Raw genomic sequence first — 21,509 nt, forward strand, 5'->3', positions numbered from 1 at the left:
CGGGGAGCTTTTGTGGCGAGGGGGCTTGCCCCCGTTGGGTCGCGAAGCGGCCCCAAAACCAGTGACCTCAATTTCCCGGATACACAGCGTACACGGGATTTACGACTGCTTCGCAGCCGAACGGGGGCAAGCCCCCTCGCCACAGGCAAGTCCCCTGGCCACAGGTGCCTACTGAAATATCAGTGCAGAATCACCGGCGCCGTATCCCGTGGCAGATTATTGCGCAGCGGCGCTTGCCCCGGCTGCTCGTAGCCACCGCCACCAAGCTGTTGGCTCAATTGCGCAGCCACATCCTCACCCAACGCCTTGGACACGTCACGCACCACCCGTGGGCGGTTCAGGGAAACCCGGATGTCCCGGCCATTCACCAGTTTGGTGTCCTGACCTTCGCCCATCGCCGTGAAGGCCGAGGTGATCTCATAGGTCTTGGTGTTGATCAGACTGAAATCCGCCACCAGCGTCAGCCCCAGTACCGCCGAATAGCTGTCAGTGTTGGCCAGCTCGTTCATGTCGCGGGTGAAGTCGATGTCTGACACGGTACCGAACAGCACGTAGTCGGCACCCTTGAAGCTACCGGCCTTGATCCGCTTGATCACGTCATACACGTCACCTTTGGACGAGGCTGTATAAGGCGTGCCCTGAACCAGCTGAAACATGCCGGTGCGCAGAATCTCGCCCTTGATGTCGCCAGTGAATTTACGCAGTTCACCTTGCTCGATGTAGCTGCTGGTTGCTTCGTACTCTTCGTAACTGGACGAACCACTGGCGCCGTAATAGCTCTGGCTGTGGTTGCTCTGGGCAGAAATAGTGTGGACGTATTGCTCCACCCGTTCCTGATACGCCAGGTCCGCTACCGCGACTTTCGGGGCCGCTTGCACGCTGAACGCGCAAGCCAGGGCCATCATGCCAATCCATGTGCGCATCGATTAACGCTCCGTGGTTTTACGAATCTCTTTTTCGTCCATCCACTCGGCCAGACCGCTTTCAACGTCGATCAACTGCAGGCTGAATTTGTAGAAGACGTCCTTGTAATCACTGCTGCGTTTGACGATCGAGCTGATCGAACCTTCGATGCGATATTGAGCAGCGATCATGTTGCCAGTCTTGGCCACAGTGCTTTTCTTGTACAGGCCGCTCTGGTTTTGCAGCTTGAGCTGGTCAACCTGGCTTTGCATGGCAGTGTTGTCGCTGGCGAAGCGGGCGACGCCGGTCTTCATCAGCTGGGTCTTGATGCTGGTGGTGATTTCGCGGGTATCGATGTACTCGCTGGTCTTGTTCTTCACGTCGTAGACCTGAACCACCGGACGGCCTTGCAGGATGCCGGATTGAGCCAGGGAGCGGGTCATGGATTCAGCGATCATCTGCAGGTCGGTGGAGCCGAACTCGTTGGTCACGGTTTCCACGGCTTTGGTGTCACCGTAGCTGATGTTTTTGCTGCCCAGCGTTGGCGAAGTGTTGGCGCAACCGCTGGCCAGAAGGGCGATGACGGCGATGAACGAAAAGCGTGCAAACATGGGAATGCTCTCTAGAACTGAACGAATAGGGTGTCGGGCTTAAGGCGTTTTGATTTCGAGACGGAAATCCACGGCTTTGGCGGTTGGCGCAATGGCCTGAATGAAACTGGTCTGCTCGCCGTACATCAGCTGGCTTTTCCAGGTTTCTTCTTCGGCAACCGGGAAGCCTTCAGGGCCGAGCCAGGCAAAACGGTAGTAGAAGGTCTTGTTGTTGTAGCTGGTGTTGCTCAGCTGCGCATTGACCGTCATGAAGCCGTTTTCCCGGGCCACGCGCATGGCGCCGACTACGATGTTCTTGAGCTTGCCCATGGCCACGACCTTGCTGGCAGCGCTGCCTGGCTCCGGCGGTGGCGGGGTGGCGCAACCGGCCAGCAAGGCCAGGGCGACGACAGCGATGAATTTGAAGCGCATGCAAAGACTCCGTTCTTAAGGTTGTTTGAGGCTGGCCACGGTGGTCGGGTTGGCGCTCGGGCTCACGTGCGCAGCCTGGCCGCTGGCGAATACTTGATTGCCCACGGCGCGCAGGGTGATGACCTGAAAGCGCTGATCGACGGTGACCTTGACCACCGAGCCGCCCACGGCGCTCGGCAGCGTGACGCTGTGCTCGCCTTTCTTCAAGCGCAGACGCACCACCTGAGTGTTGTCCGGCAGCGTACGCCACGTACGGGTATCGGCACCTTCGAGTACGGCTGAAGAGATACCGACCGCCAGACCCGCCAGCGGGTTGGTTTCGTTGATCTGTTTCTGTGCCACACCACGAGTGATCGCCCGCACGGTGGTGCGAAGGATGATGCCTGGCATGTCATCACGCAGCGCGCGCCGGGACATGGCAGTGGTGCTGTTGAGTTGGGTCAGGTCCAGCTGCTGACCGTCGACGCCGATCTGGGCGAAGGCGGCAGTGGAGGTATCCGGTTTGATGATCGGGAACGACAGCGGTGTGATCACCACGTTGTTGCTGATCGGCAATGGCAGCGGAATACGGATCGAGTCGCGGGACGGCGCCAGACCGCTTTGCACAACGATCAGGATGTCGCTGTCATCGTTCTTGGCGGGTTTGTCGAGATTCACCAGCGCCTGTTCCAGCAGCGGCGTGTTCGGACGCAGTTCGGCGGCCTTGCGATAACCCGGTGCCGCCAGATCTTTCTCGCCCAGGGCTTCGTAGACGAAACCGGCCAGATAATGGCTGAACGCACTCTGGTAGCTGTTTTTCAGGCTGACCACTTCTGGCGCGTCGAGGCTGGCTACCGGATAACCCTGAAGATCCTTGTACTGGGTTTTCACGCCTTCTTTCTCGGCTTGCTCTTCGCTCTTGAGGTATTCCTTGTCACGCAGGTCGGCAATCACCGCTTCACGTTCGTGAGTCTTCTTGATCGCGGTGCGTGCGCCGTCGAAGTCGTTCACCGCCAGCAGGTTGAGGGCCATCTGCGTGGTCAGCATGACTTTTTCGTAGTCGTAGCCTTCGTAGCGACGAACCTTGTCGTTGACAAGGAAGCTGCCGAACTGAGCCAGGTATTTGTCGGTGTCGAGCTTGACCGCGTCTTCCCACTTGCCCACCACCTGATCGGCGCTGGTCCAGGCATTCTGGCTGCCGGACAAGTCGCCTTTGGCGCGCAGCAATTCACCTTTCTCGAAGTAATAGAGCAGGTCTTTGTCTTTGCTGGTGTTGTTCTTTTCCAGCAGGGTCAATGCGCCGTCGACGTTGCCGGAAGCCAATTGCTGGTTGGTTTGCGCAAGTTCCGAATCGTAGTTACGAAAGGCCGAGCAGCCGGAAAGCAACGTGACAGCGCTGAGCGCGATCAAGGTGGGGGCACGGAATGCCATAAGGGGTACGTCTTCCCTGAATATAAGCAGCCGCGTGCGGGTCGGGCTGTTGGGACCTATCGGCAGGGAGACTGGCGTCCTGCCAATTCCTCATAAAAAGAGGAGCTTAAATGCCATATCGCAATAACGACGGCGCGGCATTATAAACAGGGATGCTGGCTATGTAATGGCTTTTTAATTACATCTTTTCACACCGTGCCACTACTTATTTCAGACCGGATACCGCACTGCTTTCAGGCGCAATGGCAGGTTCGAAAGCCACTCCGTTGCTGTAAACCCGCTCGCCCAGCGCTCGCAGGCCTATGACCTGATGGTTCTGCTCGATGCGGACTTTCAGGGGCGTGGCGCCCGGCGCGTTGGGCAGGCTGATCAGGTGCTCACCTTTTTTCAGGCGCAAGCGCGCCACCAGGGTGATGTTGGGCAAGGTGCGCCAGGTTCGGGTGTCCGCGTGCTCGAAGCCATCATGCTTCGTCACGTAGGAGGCTTTGCTCGGGTCGCGCCGGTTGTCTGTGCCCTGGACAGAAGCGGCCAGGTAGGCGCGATACGCGGTACGTTGAATGATGCCTGGCATATCGTCGCGCAAGGTGCGCAGCGACATGTCGGTGAGGCTGTTGACGGGTATCAGTTGCTGTTTGCGACCGTCGATAGTCATCTGCGTGAACGCTGGGGTCGACGTGTCGGGAACCATCACCGGAAACGATACGTTGGCGACGATCACCTGGTTGTCTTCAAGGCGCACCGGGTACGGGACACGAACCGAACTGCGCGCCGGCGCCAGGCCGCTTTGCACGATGATCAGCACATCACTTTCATTTGCCTTGGCTGCAGGTTTGTCGAGTTCGCGCAATGCCTGCTCGAAGAAGGGCAGGTCGGGTCGCAACTCGATGGCCTGGCGATATCCCGGGGCGGCAAGATTACGCTCGCCCAGCGCTTCATAGGTAAACCCGGCCAGGTAGTGACTGAACGCACTCTGATAGCCGTTTTTCAGCGCGATCACGGCGGGCGCATCGAGGGTCATCACGGGATAGCCCTGGAGATCCTTGTAGCGCACGCGAACGCCCTGGGCCTTGGCTTCTTCTTCAAGTCGCTCGTATTCCTTTTCCCGCTGACGGGCAATCAGTGCTTCACGTTCGTGGGTTTTCTTGATGTCGGCGCGAGCACCGTCGAAGTCATTCACGGCCAACTGGTTCAGGGCCATTTGCGTGGTCAGCATGACTTTTTCGTAGTCGTAGCCATCGTAGCGCCGCAGTTTGTCGTTGATGATGCTGCCCCAATGATCGCCCATCGCGGACAAGAGCTGTGTGCCGGCAGACTCGACGGTGTCCTGGCGCTGGATCACCATTTGCTCTGCACTGCGCCAGGCAACCTGGCTTTGCGGCAGCGCACCACCGGCACTCAGGACTGCACCTTTTTCGAAGTAGTAGAGCAAATCCCGTTCTTCTGACGGATTGTGCAGCTCCAGCAGTTGGAGAGCGCCCTGCGGATTTCCCGCTTTCAACTGGGCGGTCGTTTGCTCCAGTTCCAGGTCGTAGTCACGGTAGGCGGCGCAACCGGTCAGGGCAAGGCTTAACAGCAGTGAGAAAAACAGGAGTGAACGCATGGACGTTGATTCTTCCCTGAACGAAACCGACGGAGGGTGGCAATTGGCCGCTGAATTTATACGCAGCTACGCAGGAAATACCAACAAAGCTTGAGTGAAACTCATTGGAAGTGAACAATGTGTTACTTCGTATTTCCATTTGAGATTTGTTCATGATTGCCTCCTCCCGTTTTCTGGCGTGGCTCGTGCTGCCGATGATCGCGTTCTGCAGCTTCAATGCGCTGGCCGAAACCGCAGAAGGTGCGCCCAAGGCCCTGCATTTGCTCGATTACATTGGCGCCGATTACCCGGCGACGGTCGAGGCGGGCAAAGTCATCGATGAATCCGAATACCGTGAACAGCAGGAATTCCTGAAGGTGCTGCAAGGTTTGATCGCCGATTTGCCGGCCAAACCTGAACGCGCAGAGCTGGAGCAGGGCGTCAGCAGCCTTGGTGCTGGAATCGCTGCTCGCAAAGATGGCGCGGATGTCGCTCGTCAGGCACGGCAATTGGGCGCAAAACTGGCGGTGACCTATGAGGTCAGCCAGGCTCCGGTTATCACTCCAGACCCGACTCGCGGCGCGCCGCTGTATGCCCAGCAATGCTCGGTGTGCCATGGCGATGCGGGCGCCGGTGACGGCCCGGCAGGCGTCGGCATGACGCCACCGCCGGCCAATCTGCGCGATGCCGCGCGATTGGATCGCCTGAGCCTTTACGCGATTTACAACACGCTGGGCATGGGCGTTGAAGGCACCGACATGCCGGCCTTCGCCGATCAGCTTGATGATCGTCAACGTTGGGACCTGGCGACCTACATCGCCAGCTTCAGCGCCGATCCGGCCGCGGCAAAGTCCGGGAAAACCTACAACATCGCCGACCTGGCACGTCAGACGCCAGCCGAAGTGCAGGCCGCCGAAGGTCCGCAAGCCGCCGCGACCTTCCGCGAGCAGCGAGCGCAACCGCCGCAGGTCAAGCGTGGTCCGGGACAGTTGCTGGATTACACCGCGGCCACCTTGGACAAGAGCATCGCAGCCTACCGCGCCGGTGATCACGATCAGGCTTATGACCTGTCGGTGGCGGCGTACCTGGAAGGCTTCGAGCTGGTCGAAAGCTCTCTGGACAACGTCGACGCCAACGTGCGCAAAGACACCGAGAAGTCCCTGATGGCTTACCGTCAGTCGTTGCAGGACGGCTTGCCGTTAGCCCAGGCCGAGCAGCGTCTGGAGGCGGCCAAGGCCAAGTTGAAAGAGTCCGCTGGCCTGCTTGGTAGTGATGGCTTGAGCTGGTCGCTTAGCTATATTTCCGGTCTGTTGATTCTGTTGCGAGAAGGCCTGGAAGCGATTCTGGTGCTCGCGGCGATCCTCGCGTTCCTGCGCAATACCGGTCAGCAATCGGCGGTGCGCAGCGTCAACATCGGTTGGGGCCTGGCGCTGCTGGCCGGGCTGGCGACCTGGGCGGTGGCGGCGTATGTGATCGACGTTAGCGGTGCCCAGCGTGAATTGCTGGAAGGCGCGACGGCGTTGTTTGCCAGTGTCATGGTGCTTTGGCTCGGCGTGTGGATGCACGACCGTCGCCACGCAGCGGCCTGGCAGGACTACATCAAGAGCAGCCTGGTGAGTGGCGGCGGGCGTTTCGGGTTTGCGATCCTGGCGTTCTTCTCGGTGTATCGCGAGCTGTTCGAAGTGATCCTGTTTTATGAAACCCTGTGGTTGCAGGCCGGGCCGGCAGGGCACAACGCGGTAATGGCGGGCGGGGCGACGGCGCTGGTATTGCTGATCGGTTTGGCCTGGGTGATTTTGCGCGGCTCGGCGAAACTGCCGCTGGCGTTGTTCTTCGGCATCAATGCCGGATTGCTGTGCGCGTTGTCGGTGGTGTTTGCCGGCCATGGTGTGAAGGCGTTGCAGGAAGCTGGTGTCTTCGGCACGCGACCGGTACCGTTCTTTGACTTCGACTGGCTGGGGATCCACGCTGATGCGTATTCGCTGAGTGCCCAAGCCGTGGCGATCATTGCGATCATCGTGCTGTACAGCCGCAGTCGGATGGCGGAGAAGCGGCGGGTGTCGGCTTCTTAAAAGCATTCGCTGCGCTCACAATCGCGGGCAAGCCCGCTCCCACAGGTTCAGCGCTAACCTTGTGGGAGCGGGCTTGCCCGCGATGCTTTTCAACAGAGGAAATAACTATGCGCGTGTGGATCGATGCCGACGCCTGCCCGCGGGCAGCCAAGGATCTGGTGGTGAAATTCGCCCTCAAGCGCCAATTCGAAGTAGTGCTGGTGGCCGGCCAGCCGCAGATCAAACCGGGCCTCGCCCTGGTGAAGCTGATCGTGGTGCCCAGCGGCCCGGATGCCGCCGACGATTACCTGGTGGAATACGCCGTGCCAGGTGAGCTGGTGATTTGCAGCGATGTGCCGCTGGCGGATCGGTTGGTGAAGAAAGGCGTTGCGGCGCTGGACCCACGAGGCAAGGAGTTCGATGCGCAGAACATGGGCGATCGGCTGGCGGTGCGTAACCTGTTCACTGATCTGCGCGAGCAGGGGCAGATGAGCGGCGGACCGGCACCGTTTGGCGAGCGCGAGAAGCAGGCGTTCGCCAATGCGCTGGACCGGATACTTACGCGGTTGTCGCGCAAAGCCTGAAAAGATCGCAGCCTGCGGCAGCTCCTACACGGACCGTGACCGACGCAAATTACGGGTCAGTGCAAAATCCTGTAGGAGCTGGCGAAGCCTGCGATCTTTTGATCTTGCCTCTTTACTCGTCGTTTTCGTGGGTCAGTTCCAGTACGCGGTCGACCAGTTTGTTGATGCCGGAAGCGGCCTCGCTGATCGATTGCGCCAGCATGTACGCCGGAGTGCTCACCAATTTGCGCGCCTTGTCTTCGACGATGTCGGTCACTGCGCACTCGGCATGGGTGGCGCCCATCTTGTTCATCGCGGCGGCGGTATCGGCATCGTTGCCGATGGTGCAGGTCACACCCGGGCCGTAGATTTTTGCGGCCAGGGCCGGCGAGATGCAGATCAGCCCCACCGGTTTGCCGGCTTCGGCGAACGCTTCGGTCAACGCCAGGACGTCAGGCTGAACGCTGCATCCGGCACCTTCGACGGCAAAGCTCGACAGGTTTTTAGCCGACCCGAATCCGCCAGGAACGATCAGCGCATCGAAGTCTTCGACGCTGGCTTCACGGATGTCCTTGATATTGCCCCGGGCGATCCGCGCCGATTCCACCAGCACGTTGCGCGCCTCGGGCATTTCTTCGCCGGTCAGGTGGTTGATCACATGCAATTGCGCGATATCGGGTGCGAAACACTGCACCTGGGCACCGCGCTGGTCCAGCCGCAGCAGGGTGATCACGCTTTCGTGGATCTCGGCTCCGTCGTACACGCCGCAACCGGAAAGGATCACTGCAATTTTTTTGCTCATGGGCTTTTCTCCAGATTCATGGCGTTAAATGTCCACTAATTTGTCACTCGTTGCCATAGGGTTAATTCACGGCTACACCTAATCTCTGCTGAACAATTCTGATCAGGGCGCGTCATGGACTTCATTCTGTATGCGGTGCCATTTTTCTTTGTGCTGATTGCGGTCGAGTTGCTGGCCGACCGTTGGCGCGGGGTGAGCAATTACCGCGTGGCAGACGCGATCAACAGCGTCAGTACTGGCGTGCTGTCGACCACCACGGGCTTGTTGACCAAAGGGGTCGGCCTGGTGACTTATGCCTTTGCCCTGAAGCATCTGGCCGTGATTGAGCTGTCGGCCGACAGCGTCTGGGTCTGGGTGTTTGCCTTTGTCTTCTACGACTTCTGCTACTACTGGCTGCACCGCATGGGCCACGAGCGCAACATCCTCTGGGCCGCCCACTCGGTGCATCACCAGAGCGAGGATTACAACCTCTCCACGGCCTTGCGCCAGACCAGCACCGGTTTTCTGCTCAGCTGGATTTTCTACCTGCCCATGGCCATGCTCGGCGTGCCGCTGCTGGTGTTTGTCAGCGTCGCGGCGCTGAATCTGCTGTATCAATTCTGGGTGCATACCCGGCACATTCCCAAGCTCGGCTGGTTCGAATGGTTCTTCGTCACGCCGTCCAATCATCGGGCTCACCATGCACAGAACGCTCTTTACATGGATCGCAACTACGGCGGGGTGTTCATTATTTGGGACCGTCTGTTCGGCTCGTTCCAGGAAGAGGACGACAACGAACCGGTGATTTTCGGCGTGACCACACCGCTGGCGAGCTGGAATCCGTTGTGGGCGAACGTGCAGTTCTATGTGCAGCTGTGGGATGACGCCCGGCGCGCCGAAAGCAGGTGGGACAAACTGCGAATCTGGTTCATGCGCACCGGTTGGCGGCCGGCGGATGTGGCGGCCAAATACCCGATGAACAAACCGGACCTGAGCCAGTTCCGCAAATTCGAGGTGCCGCTGGATGGGCGCCAACAGTGGTATGTGGCGCTGCAATTTTGCGTCTACATCGCCTTGGGCAGTTACTTGATGAATCTGGAGCAGAGCCTGCCGACGTCGGCCCTGGTGTTGGGCTGGGGGGCTGTGGGATGGGGGCTGTTTGTGTTGGGCGCGGCCCTGGAAAATCGCCCGCAGGCATTGAAGCTGGAGCTGTTGCGGCTGGCGTCGAACCTGCCGCTGGTGTGGCTGGCGCCGATGGTCGGGCTATGGCCGGGCAGCGCGGTGGGCTGGGTGGGGCTGCTCAGTTACAGCCTGCTCAGCGGAATCGGTCTCTACTGTTGTAGAAACCGCTTCACTCGATGGGCGTCGTAGGTTCGCTGGACTTGGCCTGTTCGGCTTTCAACGCTTGCTCGTCGGCATAGATCTTCTTAGCCAGACGGGCATTCTTGAAGCGCCGCCGCAGCCACAGGCCAAAGCCCAGTACCAGCAGGGCGCCCAGCACCCACAGCTCGTACTTCTTGATACTGCCAAGCATGCCTTCGAGTACCGCGCCGAAGTGATAAGAGGCTGCGGCCAGCGCGGTGGCCCAGATCGCTGCGCCAATGCCGTTGAGTAGCAGGTAACGTCCCGGCGGATAGCCCGACAGACCGATCGCCACCGGCATTACGGTGCGCAACCCATAGACAAAACGGAAGCTCAGCACCCAGATGTCCGGGTGCTTGCGAATATGTTCCAGCGCCCGATCACCCATCAGTTGCCAGCGCGGTTTGCGGGCCAGCAATTTGCGCCCGTGCTTGCGCCCCAAGAAGTACCACAGCTGATCGCCGGCATAGCTGCCGAAGAACGCCACGACCACCACCAGGTTGATGTCCATGTATCCGCGGAACGCAAGGAAGCCCGCGAGCACGAGAATGGTTTCGCCTTCGAAAAACGTGCCGAGAAAAAGGGCAAAATAGCCGAAGTCATGCAGAAATTGTTGGAGCATTGTCTGGGTGCTGGCGAAATGAACGCGCAGCCTAACCCTTCGTGCACATTCATGAAAGTGTCCAAATGTGTCTCGACGTGAACATTTCCTACAAGGACAATGGAATGCGGCTACGTGTCACAGGGTGCACACAACTGTCATGTGTTCGTCATAATGGCCGCTTATAACTGTCACGCTCGCCCGTCTGCGCGGGCTCAGGAGTCTGCCGTGAGCTTTACCCCCGCCAACCGTTTGTTTCCTGCAACCCGCCTGCGTCGCAACCGTCGTGATGATTTCTCGCGCCGACTGGTCCGTGAAAACGTGTTGACCGTCGACGACCTGATCTTGCCGGTGTTCGTGCTGGACGGTGAAAACCGTCGCGAAGCGGTGGCCTCGATGCCGGGCGTCGAACGCCTGACCATCGATTTGTTGCTTGAAGAAGCGGCCAAGTGGGTCGAGCTTGGGATTCCTGCGTTGGCACTGTTCCCGGTGACACCACCAGAGCTTAAATCCCTGGACGCCGCTGAAGCCTGGAACCCCGACGGCATCGCTCAGCGCGCTACCCGAGCTCTGCGTGATCGATTCCCGGAGTTGGGTGTGATCACCGACGTCGCCCTGGACCCGTTCACCACCCACGGTCAGGACGGCATTCTCGACGAAGAAGGCTACGTGCAGAACGACATTACCGTCGACGCACTGGTTAAACAGGCCCTGTCCCACGCCGAAGCCGGCGCTCAGGTGGTGGCCCCGTCGGACATGATGGACGGGCGCATCCAGGCGATCCGCGAAGGGCTGGAGCTGGCCGATCACGTCAACGTGCGGATCATGGCTTACTCGGCCAAATACGCCAGCGCCTATTACGGCCCGTTCCGCGATGCGGTGGGGTCGGCGCTGAACCTGGGCAAGGCCAACAAGGCCTCCTATCAGATGGACCCGGCCAACAGCAACGAAGCTCTGCACGAAGTGGCAGCGGACTTGTCAGAAGGCGCGGACATGGTCATGGTCAAGCCAGGCATGCCGTATCTGGATATCCTTTACCGGGTCAAAGAAGAATTCAAAGTGCCGACCTTTGTTTATCAGGTCAGCGGCGAATACGCCATGCACATGGCAGCGATCCAGAATGGCTGGTTGAGCGAAGGGGTTATCCTCGAATCCCTGACCGCTTTTAAACGTGCAGGCGCTGATGGCATCCTGACTTACTTTGCCGTCCGCGCTGCTCAATTGTTACGAGAGCAAAAATAGCCCTCCCAGGAACATTCGATGAATACCGAAGGACTCACTGAAGTTGCCGTAAAAGACGCTCAACCTGTGGTGGAGCAAATCGCCGAAACCCCGCCGGAACTGGAGCCTGCTCCACCCGCGGTGGTGGCCGAGCCCGTTGTTGCGGCGCCAGCGATTGCCATTCCCGGCCTGGATGACAGCAGCCTGTACATCCATCGTGAGCTCTCGCAACTGCAGTTCAACATCCGCGTGCTGGAACAGGCGCTGGATGAGTCCTACCCATTGCTGGAGCGGCTGAAGTTTCTGCTGATTTTCTCCAGCAACCTGGACGAGTTCTTCGAGATTCGTGTAGCCGGCCTGAAGAAGCAGATCACCTTCGCCCGTGAACAGGCTGGCGCCGATGGCTTGCAACCGCACCAGGCTCTGGCCCGCATCAGTGAGCTGGTGCACGGTCACGTCGATCGTCAGTACGCAATCCTCAACGACATTCTGTTGCCGGAACTGGAAAAGCATCAGGTCCGCTTCATCCGTCGTCGCTACTGGACCACCAAGCTCAAGACCTGGGTTCGTCGTTATTTCCGTGACGAGATTGCGCCGATCATCACCCCGATCGGCCTCGACCCGACGCACCCGTTTCCGTTGCTGGTGAACAAGAGCCTGAACTTCATCGTCGAGCTCGAGGGCATCGATGCCTTCGGTCGCGACTCCGGTCTGGCGATCATTCCGGCACCGCGTCTGCTGCCGCGAATCATCAAAGTGCCGGAAGAAGTCGGTGGCCCGGGCGACAACTACGTGTTCCTGTCGTCGATGATCCATGCTCACGCCGATGACCTGTTCCAAGGCATGAAGGTCAAGGGTTGCTACCAGTTCCGCCTGACCCGAAACGCCGACCTTTCGGTCGACACCGAAGATGTAGAAGACCTGGCCCGCGCCCTGCGCGGCGAGTTGTTCTCCCGTCGCTACGGTGACGCGGTGCGGCTGGAAGTGGCCGACACCTGTCCGAAACACTTGTCCGATTACCTGCTCAAGCAGTTCAACCTGCACGAGACCGAGCTGTATCAGGTCAACGGCCCGGTCAACCTGACCCGGTTGTTCAGCATCACCGGCCTGGACAGTCATCCGGAGCTGCAATACACGCCGTTCACCCCGCAGATCCCGAAACTGCTGCAAAACAGCGAGAACATTTTCAGCGTGATCAGCAAGCAGGACATCCTGCTGCTGCACCCGTTCGAGTCGTTCACCCCGGTGGTCGACTTGCTGCGCCAGGCGGCCAAGGATCCACACGTGTTGGCGGTTCGTCAGACGTTGTATCGCAGCGGCGCCAACTCCGAGATTGTCGATGCGCTGGTGGACGCTGCGCGTAACGGCAAGGAAGTGACGGCGGTAATCGAATTGCGCGCGCGGTTCGACGAAGAATCCAACCTGCAACTGGCCAGCCGTCTGCAAGCGGCCGGTGCGGTGGTGATTTACGGCGTGGTCGGCTTCAAGACCCACGCCAAGATGATGCTGATTTTGCGTCGCGAGGCTGGCGAGATTGTCCGCTACGCCCACTTGGGTACCGGCAACTACCACGCGGCCAACGCCCGTCTGTACACCGACTACAGCCTGCTGACCTCCGACGATGCCTTGTGCGAAGACGTCGGCAAACTGTTCAGCCAGTTGATCGGCATGGGTAAAACCCTGCGCATGAAGAAACTGCTGCACGCACCGTTCACGTTGAAAAAGGGCATGCTCGACATGATTGCCCGGGAGACTCAGTTCGCCCTCGACGGCAAACCGGCGCACATCATCGCCAAGTTCAACTCGCTGACCGATCCGAAGGTCATCCGCGCGTTGTACAAGGCCAGTCAGTCCGGAGTGCGTATCGATCTGGTGGTGCGCGGCATGTGCTGTCTGCGCCCGGGCATTGCCGGCGTCTCCCACAACATCCACGTGCGCTCGATCATCGGTCGCTTCCTGGAACACACCCGGGTCTTCTACTTCCTCAATGGCGGCGAAGAGCAGATGTTCCTGTCCAGTGCCGACTGGATGGAGCGCAACCTCGACAAGCGCGTCGAGACTTGCTTCCCGGTCGAGGGCAAGAAGCTGATTTTGCGGGTCAAGAAAGAGCTCGAGCTTTATCTGACCGATAACACCCATAGCTGGAGCCTGCAGGCGGACGGTCGCTACATCCGCAATACGCCGACCGGTAACCAGAACCCGCGCAGTGCCCAGGCAACCTTGCTTGAGCGTTTGGGCAGCCCGATTCTGGCCGTACGTTAACCTCGACGTAGCGTAAAAAAATGGCGATCCCTGCGGATCGCCATTTTTGTTTTCACCTGACGTTTATGCCGAACCTGTCCCGTGTAGGAGCTGCCAAAGGCTGCGATCTTCTGATATTGATCTTTTCTGGGCTACTGAAAGGCAAGATCAAAAGATCGCAGCCTTCGGCAGCTCCTACGGGATATTGCGTAATTAGCGGACGTTGAGCACGAAGCTGACGCGGGTCAGCCACTCCGCTTCCAGGGCGAAGTCGGCCTGGGTCAACTGGTTGTCGTCCAGCCAGTGTTCCGGGAACAACACATCCAGGCTGTCGCCGTTGGCGTGCAGCACGACTTGTGGCATTTCCTGGGTACCGCGGATGTGGTGGAACAGAATCGCAAAGCGCAGCAGCACGCACAGGCGAATCAGCTTGATGCCGTCGTCGCCGAAGTCGGCGAACTTGTCCTTGGGAATGTTGCGTCGGTGGCCCCGCACCAGCAGCGCGAGCATTTGCTGGTCTTCGCGGGAGAATCCGGCCAGGTCCGAGTGCTCGATCAGGTAGGCGCCGTGCTTGTGGTACTGATAGTGCGCGATGTCCAGGCCCACTTCATGGACCTTGGCCGCCCAGCTCAGCAGTTCGCGCCAGACACCGTCATCCAGCTCCCAGTCCACGGCCACCTGGTCGAAGGCATGCAGCGCCTTGCGTTCGACCCGCGCGGCTTGTTCCAGATCAACGTGGTAACGCTCCATCAGCGAGCTGAGCGTGCGCTCACGGACATCTTCGTGATGATGACGGCCCAGCAGGTCATAGAGCACGCCTTCGCGCAGGGCACCTTCACAGTGATCCATGCGTTGCAGTTCGAGGGAGTCGAAGATCGCTTCGAGAATCGCCAACCCGGCGGGGAAGATCGCCCGGCGGTCGGGCTTGATGCCTTCGAAATCGATTTTCTCGACATCGCCGAGTTTGAACAACTTGCGCTTGAGCCAGGCCAGGCCTTCGGCATTCACTTCGCCAGTGCCATGCCCGCCAGCCTTCAGCGCCAGACCAATGGCGCGAATGGTACCCGAGGAGCCGATGGCTTCATCCCAGGTCAGGCGGTGCAGGGCGTGTTCGATGCTCATGATCTCCAGCCGCGCCGCGGTGTACGCCTGGGCGTAGCGGGCCGGGGTGATCTTGCCATCCTTGAAATAGCGCTGGGTGAAGCTGACGCAGCCCATTTGCAGGCTTTCGCGCAGCAGCGGTTCGAAACGCTGGCCGATGATGAACTCAGTACTGCCGCCGCCGATGTCGGCCACCAGGCGCTTGCCCGGTGTGTCGGCGAGGGTATGGGAGACGCCGAGGTAAATCAGGCGCGCTTCTTCACGGCCGGAGATGACTTCTACCGGATGGCCGAGAATTTCTTCGGCGCGACGGATGAATTCGGCGCGGTTACGGGCTTCGCGCAGGGCGTTGGTGCCGACGATCCGCACGGTGCCGGGCGGCATACCGCTGATCAGTTGGGCGAAACGCTTCAGGCAATCGAGCCCGCGCTGCATGGATTCTTCGCTGAGTTGGCGCTCTTCGTCGATGCCGGCGGCCAGCTGAACCTTCTCCCCGAGACGTTCGAGAATCCGGATTTCGCCGTTCTGGGCCTTGGCCACGACCATGTGAAAGCTGTTGGAGCCCAGGTCGATTGCGGCGATCAGGGACAGATTCTTGGCTTGGGATTGCGGCATGGTCAGGGGGTCTCGGTCGATAACCTCGACATCCTGCCACGATCAAACGCTGACGCCAACGCGTAGGAGCTGTCGAAGGCTGCGATCTTTTAGCGCGGGTGGCATTCGTGGCGTTGCAGACGGCCTCTTCGCGGGCAAGCCCGCTCCCACATGGATTTTGTGTCGTTCGAACAATCGAGGCGCACATCGAACCCTGTGGGAGCGGGCTTGCCCGCGAAGGCGGCCTCGAAGGCACTGACGGTCTTTCAGCCCGCCGCTTCCACCGTCCCAATGAAATTCGCCAGCTCCGCCGTCTGCGGGTTGGCGAACAACACCTTCGGATCCCCCACCTCATGCACCTTGCCGTGGTGCATGAACACCAATTTGTCCCCAACCTCGCGGGCAAAGCGCATTTCATGGGTGACCATAATCAACGTCATGCCTTCCTTGGCCAGTTGCCGGACCACGCTCAGCACCTCGTTGACCAGTTCCGGGTCGAGTGCCGAGGTGATCTCGTCGCATAACAACACCTTCGGCGACATGGCCAGTGCGCGAGCAATCGCCACCCGCTGTTGCTGGCCGCCAGACAGTCGATCCGGGAACGCATCGAACTTTTCCCCCAGCCCGACCCGTTCCAGCATCTGCCGCGCCAGCTCGGCGGCTTTGGTTTTCGGCACTTTCTGCACCACTTGCGGCGCGAGCATGACGTTTTCGCCCACAGTCAGGTGCGGGAACAGATTGAACTGCTGGAACACCATCCCGACTTTCTGCCGCAGGCTGCGCAGGTCGGCGCGGGCGGCGTCGAGGTATTCGCCGTCGACTTCGATCACGCCGTCATTGATCGACTCCAGACCATTGAGGGTGCGCAACAAGGTGGATTTGCCCGAGCCGCTGCGGCCGATGATCGCCACCACCTGGCCTTCGTCGACACTCAGGTCGATGCCTTTGAGCACATGGTGGTCGCCGTAATATTTATGCAGGGCGGAAATTCTAAGCAGAGGCATGCAGTCTCCTTTCCAGGTAGCGCGCACTGAGGGACAAGGGGTAGCAGAGCAGGAAGTAACCGAGCGCCACCAGGCCGTAGACCATGAAGGGCTCGAAGGTCGCGTTGGCGAGCATGCCGCCGGTCTTGGTCAGTTCGGTGAAGCCGATGATCGAGGTGACGGCGGTGCCTTTGACCACTTGCACCGAGAAGCCCACGGTTGGCGCCACGGCGATGCGCAGGGCTTGCGGCAGGATCACGTAGCGCAGTTGCTCCAGCGGGTTGAGTGCCAGGCTCGACGAGGCTTCCCACTGGCCGTTGGGGATCGAGTCGACGCAACCGCGCCAGATCTCCGCCAGGTAAGCGCTGGTGAACAGCGTCAAGGCAATCGCCGCCGCCATCCACGGCGAAATCTCCACACCGGCCAGCGCCACACCGAAGAACACCAGAAACAGCTGCATCAACAGCGGCGTGCCCTGGAACAGTTCGATGTAGGTGCGGGCGAAGTTACTGGGCAGGGATTTTTTTGAAATCCGCATCACCATGATCAGCAAACCGATCAGCCCGCCACCGATAAACGCCACCAGCGACAATGCCAAGGTCCATTGCAGGCCCGTGAGCAGGTTGCGCAGGATGTCCCAGAAGGTGAAATCGCTCATTGGCTGCTGCTCCTGGCTATGTAGCGCCGGCCGATCCAATTCAGCAATTGGCGGATCAGCAGCGCCATGCACAGATAGATCAGTGTGGTCAGGGCATAGGTTTCAAAGGCGCGGAAGTTGCGCGATTGAATGAAGTTGGCGGCGAAGCTCAGCTCTTCGGTGGCGATCTGCGAGCAGACCGCCGAGCCGAGCATCACGATGATGATCTGGCTGCTCAGGGCCGGCCAGACCTTGCCCAGCGCCGGCAGCAGAACCACGTGGCGGAAGGCTTCGAAGCGCGTCATCGCCAAGGCGGCCGCGGCTTCCAGCTGCCCGCGGGGGATCGCTTGAATGCCGGCGCGGATGATCTCGGTCGAATAGGCGCCAAGGTTGATCACCATCGCCAGCACTGCCGCTTGCCATTCGGAAATCTGCAGGCCCAGCGACGGCAAACCGAAGAAGATGAAAAACAACTGCACCAGGAATGGCGTGTTGCGGATCAACTCGACGTAAACCCCGAAAATGCCGGCGAACGGGCGGATGTTCCACGCCCGCACCAGTGCCCCGACGATACCCAGACCGACCCCGAGCACCGCGCCAATGGCCGTCAACTCAAGGGTGAACAGCGCACCGCGCAGCAGCAGGTCGGTGTTTTCCACCACCGGCAAGAAATCGAACTGATAAGCCATAAATCGTCTCCCGCGCGAACGATCAGAGATCGGCCGGCAGCGGCTCTTTCAGCCAGGTTTGCGAATTCTTTTCCAGCGCACCGTCAGCCTTGGCCGTGGTGAGAATGTCGTTGACCTTGCCCAGCAGCGCCGGCTCGTTCTTGTTCACGCCAACGTAAACCGGCGAATCCTTGAGCTTCACTTTCAGGGCCGGCACGCGTTTCGGATTTTTCTCGCTGATCGCCACCATCACCACGTTGCCGCTGGCAATCAGGTCGACTTGCCCTGCGAGGTAGGCGGCGATGGTCGAGTTGTTGTCTTCGAAGCGTTTGATGGTCGCGCCTTCGGGGGCGACTTTGGTCAGTTCGATGTCTTCGATGGCGCCACGGGTGACGCTGATGGTTTTGCCCTTGAGATCATCCAGGCCCTTGATGGCGGCGTCTGGCGGGCCGAACACGGCGAGGTAGAACGGTGCGTAGGCACGGGAGAAGTCGATGACTTTTTCGCGCTCAGGGTTCTTGCCGAGGCTGGAAATCACCAAATCGACTTTGCCGGTGGTCAGGAACGGAATGCGGTTGGTGCTGTTGACCGGGGTCAGCTCGAGTTTGACCTTGAGTTGGTCGGCCAGCAGTTTGGCGGTGTCGATATCGAGGCCGCGAGGTTTCATGTCCGGGCCGACCGATCCGAACGGTGGAAAGTCTTGGGGCACCGCGACTTTGAGGGTGCCGCGCTTGACCACATCCTCCAGGCCGTCGGCGTGGGCGGGTGCCTGGCTCAGCATCAGGCTGGCGAACAGGGCTTTGATGAGGACGCTGTAACGCATGGTCATGGCAAATCTCCGGATCGGCGGGAAGTGATTTCTGCGGATCGACAGAGCACGGGCCATGCCAAGATTAGGTTTTGGGGGGCGCAGGCCCCGGTTTTGCTGGTGTCGTTCGGTCTTACTGGTCTGAACAGTTGGGTGGCATTTCGCACCCTGATGGCGCACCCGTGAAAATTCCCGAACCCCCATGGGGCACGACTTGCCGGACGTCGCGAATAGCTTTACAACTAGCCGCTCATTGGCCTGGCTCGTCTGAAAAAACCATGAACTCGATCTCCCGCGCCGTACCTGAAGTGGCGCTGCAAGCCATCCGCAAACTGATCGCCGAGCAAGGTTTCGGGGCGGGGGATGCCTTGCCCTCGCAACGGGACCTGGCGGTGCAATTGGGGGTCAGTCGGGCGTCATTGCGTGAGGCGTTATCGTCTCTGAGTGCGCTGGGCGTGATCAGTATCCAGCCAGGCAAAGGCGTGTTCGTGCAGTCACCGGTCGATCTGCCCCGGGGCGATGCGGCGCCGGGCTGGCCGTTCGCGGCTCAGGCATCGCCGCTGGACATCTTCCAGTTGCGCTACGCGCTGGAAGGTTTTGCCGCCGGGCTGGCGGCCGTGACCCTGAGCACCGATGAGCTCGATGCCCTGGAAGACAATGTCGCCGCCATGCGCAACGAACTGCGTGCCGCCGACTTCGAGGCGGCGGCGCGACTGGATTTCGAGTTTCACCGGCGCATTCTTCTCGCCAGCGGCAATCAGGCGATGCTGAGCATTCTGACGGCCAGCGCCGACATCTTCCTGGAGAGCCAGAAGCTACCGTTCATCCGGGCCGAACGGGCCATGGAAACCTGGCAGGAACACCGTAAAATCCTCCGCGCGCTGGCGCGTCGGGCCTCTGGCGCCGCGCAGAAGGCCATGCAAGAGCATGTGCGCAACGCCGCCCTGCGCACCGGAATTGCTTTCGTCGCTCCCGCCACCTCATGACTTGAGCTATACCCAAACTCATGGGCCACCATAGCGAGACTCAATCATCTGCGGCTTCCTGAACACGGGAAGGGCGGCTATGATGGGCCACGTTTTTTTATTGCTTACAACCCGGAGACATCCATGAGCAGCGATCTTATCAAGCACGTCACCGACGCTAACTTCGAAGAAGAAGTACTGAAGGCTGCTGGCCCTGTGCTTGTTGACTACTGGGCTGAGTGGTGCGGCCCCTGCAAAATGATCGCCCCGGTTCTGGACGAGATCGCTGGCACCTACGCTGGCAAGCTGACCGTTGCCAAGCTGAACATCGACGAAAACCAGGAAACCCCGGCCAAGCACGGCGTACGTGGTATCCCGACGCTGATGCTGTTCAAGAACGGCAACGTCGAAGCCACCAAGGTCGGCGCGCTGTCGAAGTCGCAACTGGCTGCTTTCCTCGACGCCAACATCTAAGCGTTGTTATAAATCGTCATGAAAAGGCCCCGCATAATGCGGGGCCTTTTCGTTATTGAGGGCTAGACGCTCCGAAACTCAGGTGGTACATTCGGCCCCGCACTGGTTTCTCCACTGCCCCCTGCTAGCCGTCGCCGACGCACTCCTTTTCGAATAAGTACGCGATCCTGTCGCCTTCTCTGCGGCGCGGCCTCATTAAGCCAAAAGCTTAATTTCCCCCCTCCATAAATGATTACGTCATTCCTATATGAATCTGACTGAACTCAAGCAAAAGCCGATTACCGAACTGCTCGAATTGGCCGAACAGATGGGCATAGAAAATATGGCCCGTTCGCGCAAGCAGGACGTGATTTTCTCCCTGCTCAAAAAGCACGCTAAAAGCGGCGAGGAAATCTCCGGTGATGGCGTGCTGGAGATTCTCCAGGACGGCTTCGGCTTCCTGCGCTCCGCTGACGCTTCCTATCTCGCCGGCCCAGACGATATCTACGTCTCGCCGAGCCAGATCCGCCGCTTCAACTTGCGCACCGGTGACACCATCGTTGGCAAGATCCGCCCTCCAAAGGAAGGCGAGCGTTATTTCGCACTGCTCAAGGTCGACACGATCAACTACGATCGTCCCGAGAACGCGAAAAACAAGATTCTCTTCGAGAACCTGACCCCGCTGTTCCCGACCGTGCGCATGAAGATGGAGGCCGGCAACGGTTCCACCGAAGACTTGACAGGTCGTGTCATCGACCTGTGCGCCCCGATCGGTAAAGGCCAGCGCGGCCTGATCGTTGCACCGCCGAAAGCCGGTAAAACGATCATGCTGCAGAACATCGCGGCGAACATCGCACGTAACAATCCTGAAGTTCATCTGATCGTATTGCTGATCGACGAACGTCCGGAAGAAGTGACCGAAATGCAGCGCACCGTTCGCGGCGAAGTGGTTGCCTCGACGTTCGACGAGCCGCCAACCCGCCACGTGCAGGTTGCCGAAATGGTGATCGAGAAGGCCAAGCGCCTGGTCGAACACAAAAAGGACGTGGTGATCCTGCTCGACTCCATCACCCGTCTGGCGCGTGCCTACAACACCGTGATCCCGAGCTCCGGCAAGGTACTGACCGGTGGTGTCGATGCCCACGCCCTGGAGAAACCAAAACGTTTCTTCGGCGCTGCACGGAACATCGAAGAAGGCGGCTCGCTGACCATCATCGCTACCGCGCTGGTTGAAACCGGCTCGAAGATGGACGAAGTGATCTACGAGGAATTCAAAGGCACCGGCAACATGGAACTGCCTCTGGATCGCAAGATCGCCGAAAAGCGTGTGTTCCCGGCCATCAACATCAACCGCTCCGGTACTCGCCGCGAAGAGTTGCTGACGGCCGACGACGAACTGCAGCGTATGTGGATCCTGCGCAAGCTGCTGCACCCGATGGACGAAGTCTCTGCCATCGAGTTCCTGGTCGACAAGCTGAAACAGACCAAGACCAACGACGAGTTCTTCCTGTCGATGAAACGTAAGTAAATCGCAGAAAGTCAGCAAAAGCCGGGGAAACCCGGCTT

At 59.7% G+C, this 21,509-nt stretch carries 20 protein-coding genes; 8 read left to right on the top strand and 12 right to left on the bottom strand.

The annotated features are described in order from the left end of the window. Positions 1–179: 179 nt before the first annotated feature. The 5 genes from TU81_RS18995 to TU81_RS19015 all read right to left on the bottom strand — a co-directional run bounded on the left by TU81_RS18995 (position 180) and on the right by TU81_RS19015 (position 4,935). A complete protein-coding gene (locus TU81_RS18995; RefSeq protein WP_038980805.1) occupies positions 180–923 on the bottom strand; it encodes a hypothetical protein in 744 nt (247 codons plus the stop codon). Between the two features lie 3 nt (positions 924–926). Then, the gene (lpoB, locus tag TU81_RS19000) at positions 927–1,514 is read right to left on the bottom strand and encodes a penicillin-binding protein activator LpoB (protein ID WP_007899345.1); all 588 of its coding nucleotides are present in this window, start codon (positions 1,512–1,514) and stop codon (positions 927–929) included. Between the two features lie 39 nt (positions 1,515–1,553). Continuing rightward, positions 1,554–1,925 carry a YcfL family protein gene (locus tag TU81_RS19005; protein ID WP_038980807.1) on the bottom strand — a complete coding sequence of 124 codons (372 nt, stop codon included), beginning with the start codon at positions 1,923–1,925 and terminating at the stop codon, positions 1,554–1,556. Positions 1,926–1,940: 15 nt separating this feature from the next. Further along, positions 1,941–3,335 carry a COG3014 family protein gene (locus tag TU81_RS19010; RefSeq protein WP_048396289.1) on the bottom strand — a complete coding sequence of 465 codons (1,395 nt, stop codon included), beginning with the start codon at positions 3,333–3,335 and terminating at the stop codon, positions 1,941–1,943. A gap of 205 nt (positions 3,336–3,540) precedes the next feature. Further along, positions 3,541–4,935 (bottom strand): COG3014 family protein, encoded by a 1,395-nt coding sequence (locus tag TU81_RS19015; RefSeq protein WP_048396290.1) that lies wholly within the window; start codon positions 4,933–4,935, stop codon positions 3,541–3,543. Between the two features lie 152 nt (positions 4,936–5,087). On the opposite strand from TU81_RS19015, the gene TU81_RS19020 reads away from it, so the two are divergent. Together TU81_RS19020 and TU81_RS19025 are read left to right on the top strand one after the other, a co-directional pair. Next, positions 5,088–6,986 carry an FTR1 family protein gene (locus TU81_RS19020; RefSeq protein WP_038980814.1) on the top strand — a complete coding sequence of 633 codons (1,899 nt, stop codon included), beginning with the start codon at positions 5,088–5,090 and terminating at the stop codon, positions 6,984–6,986. Positions 6,987–7,093: 107 nt separating this feature from the next. After that, positions 7,094–7,549 (top strand): YaiI/YqxD family protein, encoded by a 456-nt coding sequence (locus tag TU81_RS19025; RefSeq protein ID WP_033060654.1) that lies wholly within the window; start codon positions 7,094–7,096, stop codon positions 7,547–7,549. A gap of 112 nt (positions 7,550–7,661) precedes the next feature. Here TU81_RS19025 and elbB read toward each other — a convergent pair whose 3' ends face one another. Beyond that, positions 7,662–8,330, bottom strand: a complete 669-nt coding sequence (gene elbB / locus TU81_RS19030; protein ID WP_038980817.1) for an isoprenoid biosynthesis glyoxalase ElbB — start codon at positions 8,328–8,330, stop codon at positions 7,662–7,664. A gap of 114 nt (positions 8,331–8,444) precedes the next feature. On the opposite strand from elbB, the gene TU81_RS19035 reads away from it, so the two are divergent. Further along, a complete protein-coding gene (locus tag TU81_RS19035; protein ID WP_038980818.1) occupies positions 8,445–9,680 on the top strand; it encodes a sterol desaturase family protein in 1,236 nt (411 codons plus the stop codon). Here TU81_RS19035 and TU81_RS19040 read toward each other — a convergent pair. Beyond that, on the bottom strand, positions 9,661–10,293 hold the full coding sequence (locus TU81_RS19040; RefSeq protein ID WP_007899360.1) for a DedA family protein: 633 nt from the start codon (positions 10,291–10,293) through the stop codon (positions 9,661–9,663). The genes TU81_RS19035 and TU81_RS19040 overlap by 20 nt on opposite strands. Positions 10,294–10,500: 207 nt before the next feature. Here TU81_RS19040 and hemB point away from each other — a divergent pair, with 207 nt between their 5' ends. Both hemB and ppk1 read left to right on the top strand, forming a co-directional pair. Next, complete coding sequence (gene hemB, locus TU81_RS19045) at positions 10,501–11,514, top strand: porphobilinogen synthase (protein ID WP_038980820.1); 1,014 nt, start codon at positions 10,501–10,503, stop codon at positions 11,512–11,514. Between the two features lie 18 nt (positions 11,515–11,532). Further along, on the top strand, positions 11,533–13,755 hold the full coding sequence (ppk1, locus tag TU81_RS19050) for a polyphosphate kinase 1 (RefSeq protein ID WP_038980823.1): 2,223 nt from the start codon (positions 11,533–11,535) through the stop codon (positions 13,753–13,755). 192 nt (positions 13,756–13,947) lie between these two features. Here the strand turns inward: ppk1 and ppx are convergent, their stop codons facing one another. The 5 genes from ppx to TU81_RS19075 form a co-directional block, all read right to left on the bottom strand. After that, positions 13,948–15,450 (bottom strand): exopolyphosphatase, encoded by a 1,503-nt coding sequence (gene ppx / locus TU81_RS19055; protein WP_048396291.1) that lies wholly within the window; start codon positions 15,448–15,450, stop codon positions 13,948–13,950. Positions 15,451–15,695: 245 nt separating this feature from the next. Continuing rightward, the gene (locus tag TU81_RS19060) at positions 15,696–16,433 is read right to left on the bottom strand and encodes an amino acid ABC transporter ATP-binding protein (RefSeq protein ID WP_048396292.1); all 738 of its coding nucleotides are present in this window, start codon (positions 16,431–16,433) and stop codon (positions 15,696–15,698) included. After that, positions 16,420–17,070, bottom strand: coding sequence for an amino acid ABC transporter permease (locus TU81_RS19065; RefSeq protein ID WP_008012514.1), 651 nt, complete (start codon positions 17,068–17,070; stop codon positions 16,420–16,422). Before TU81_RS19065 ends, TU81_RS19060 begins: the two co-directional genes overlap by 14 nt. Further along, positions 17,067–17,738, bottom strand: a complete 672-nt coding sequence (locus TU81_RS19070; protein WP_008076077.1) for an amino acid ABC transporter permease — start codon at positions 17,736–17,738, stop codon at positions 17,067–17,069. Before TU81_RS19070 ends, TU81_RS19065 begins: the two co-directional genes overlap by 4 nt. Positions 17,739–17,760: 22 nt before the next feature. Next, entirely contained in the window at positions 17,761–18,546 is a 786-nt protein-coding gene (locus tag TU81_RS19075; RefSeq protein WP_048396293.1) for a transporter substrate-binding domain-containing protein, read from the bottom strand. Positions 18,547–18,803: 257 nt separating this feature from the next. Here TU81_RS19075 and TU81_RS19080 point away from each other — a divergent pair, with 257 nt between their 5' ends. The 3 genes from TU81_RS19080 to rho all read left to right on the top strand — a co-directional run bounded on the left by TU81_RS19080 (position 18,804) and on the right by rho (position 21,471). Continuing rightward, the gene (locus tag TU81_RS19080) at positions 18,804–19,511 is read left to right on the top strand and encodes a FadR/GntR family transcriptional regulator (RefSeq protein WP_048396294.1); all 708 of its coding nucleotides are present in this window, start codon (positions 18,804–18,806) and stop codon (positions 19,509–19,511) included. A gap of 123 nt (positions 19,512–19,634) precedes the next feature. Then, positions 19,635–19,964, top strand: coding sequence for a thioredoxin TrxA (trxA, locus tag TU81_RS19085; protein WP_007899382.1), 330 nt, complete (start codon positions 19,635–19,637; stop codon positions 19,962–19,964). Between the two features lie 247 nt (positions 19,965–20,211). Then, a complete protein-coding gene (gene rho, locus TU81_RS19090; protein ID WP_007899384.1) occupies positions 20,212–21,471 on the top strand; it encodes a transcription termination factor Rho in 1,260 nt (419 codons plus the stop codon). Positions 21,472–21,509: the final 38 nt, after the last annotated feature.

The sequence above is a fragment of the Pseudomonas lini genome (assembly GCF_001042905.1).
GTDB lineage: Bacteria > Pseudomonadota > Gammaproteobacteria > Pseudomonadales > Pseudomonadaceae > Aquipseudomonas > Aquipseudomonas lini.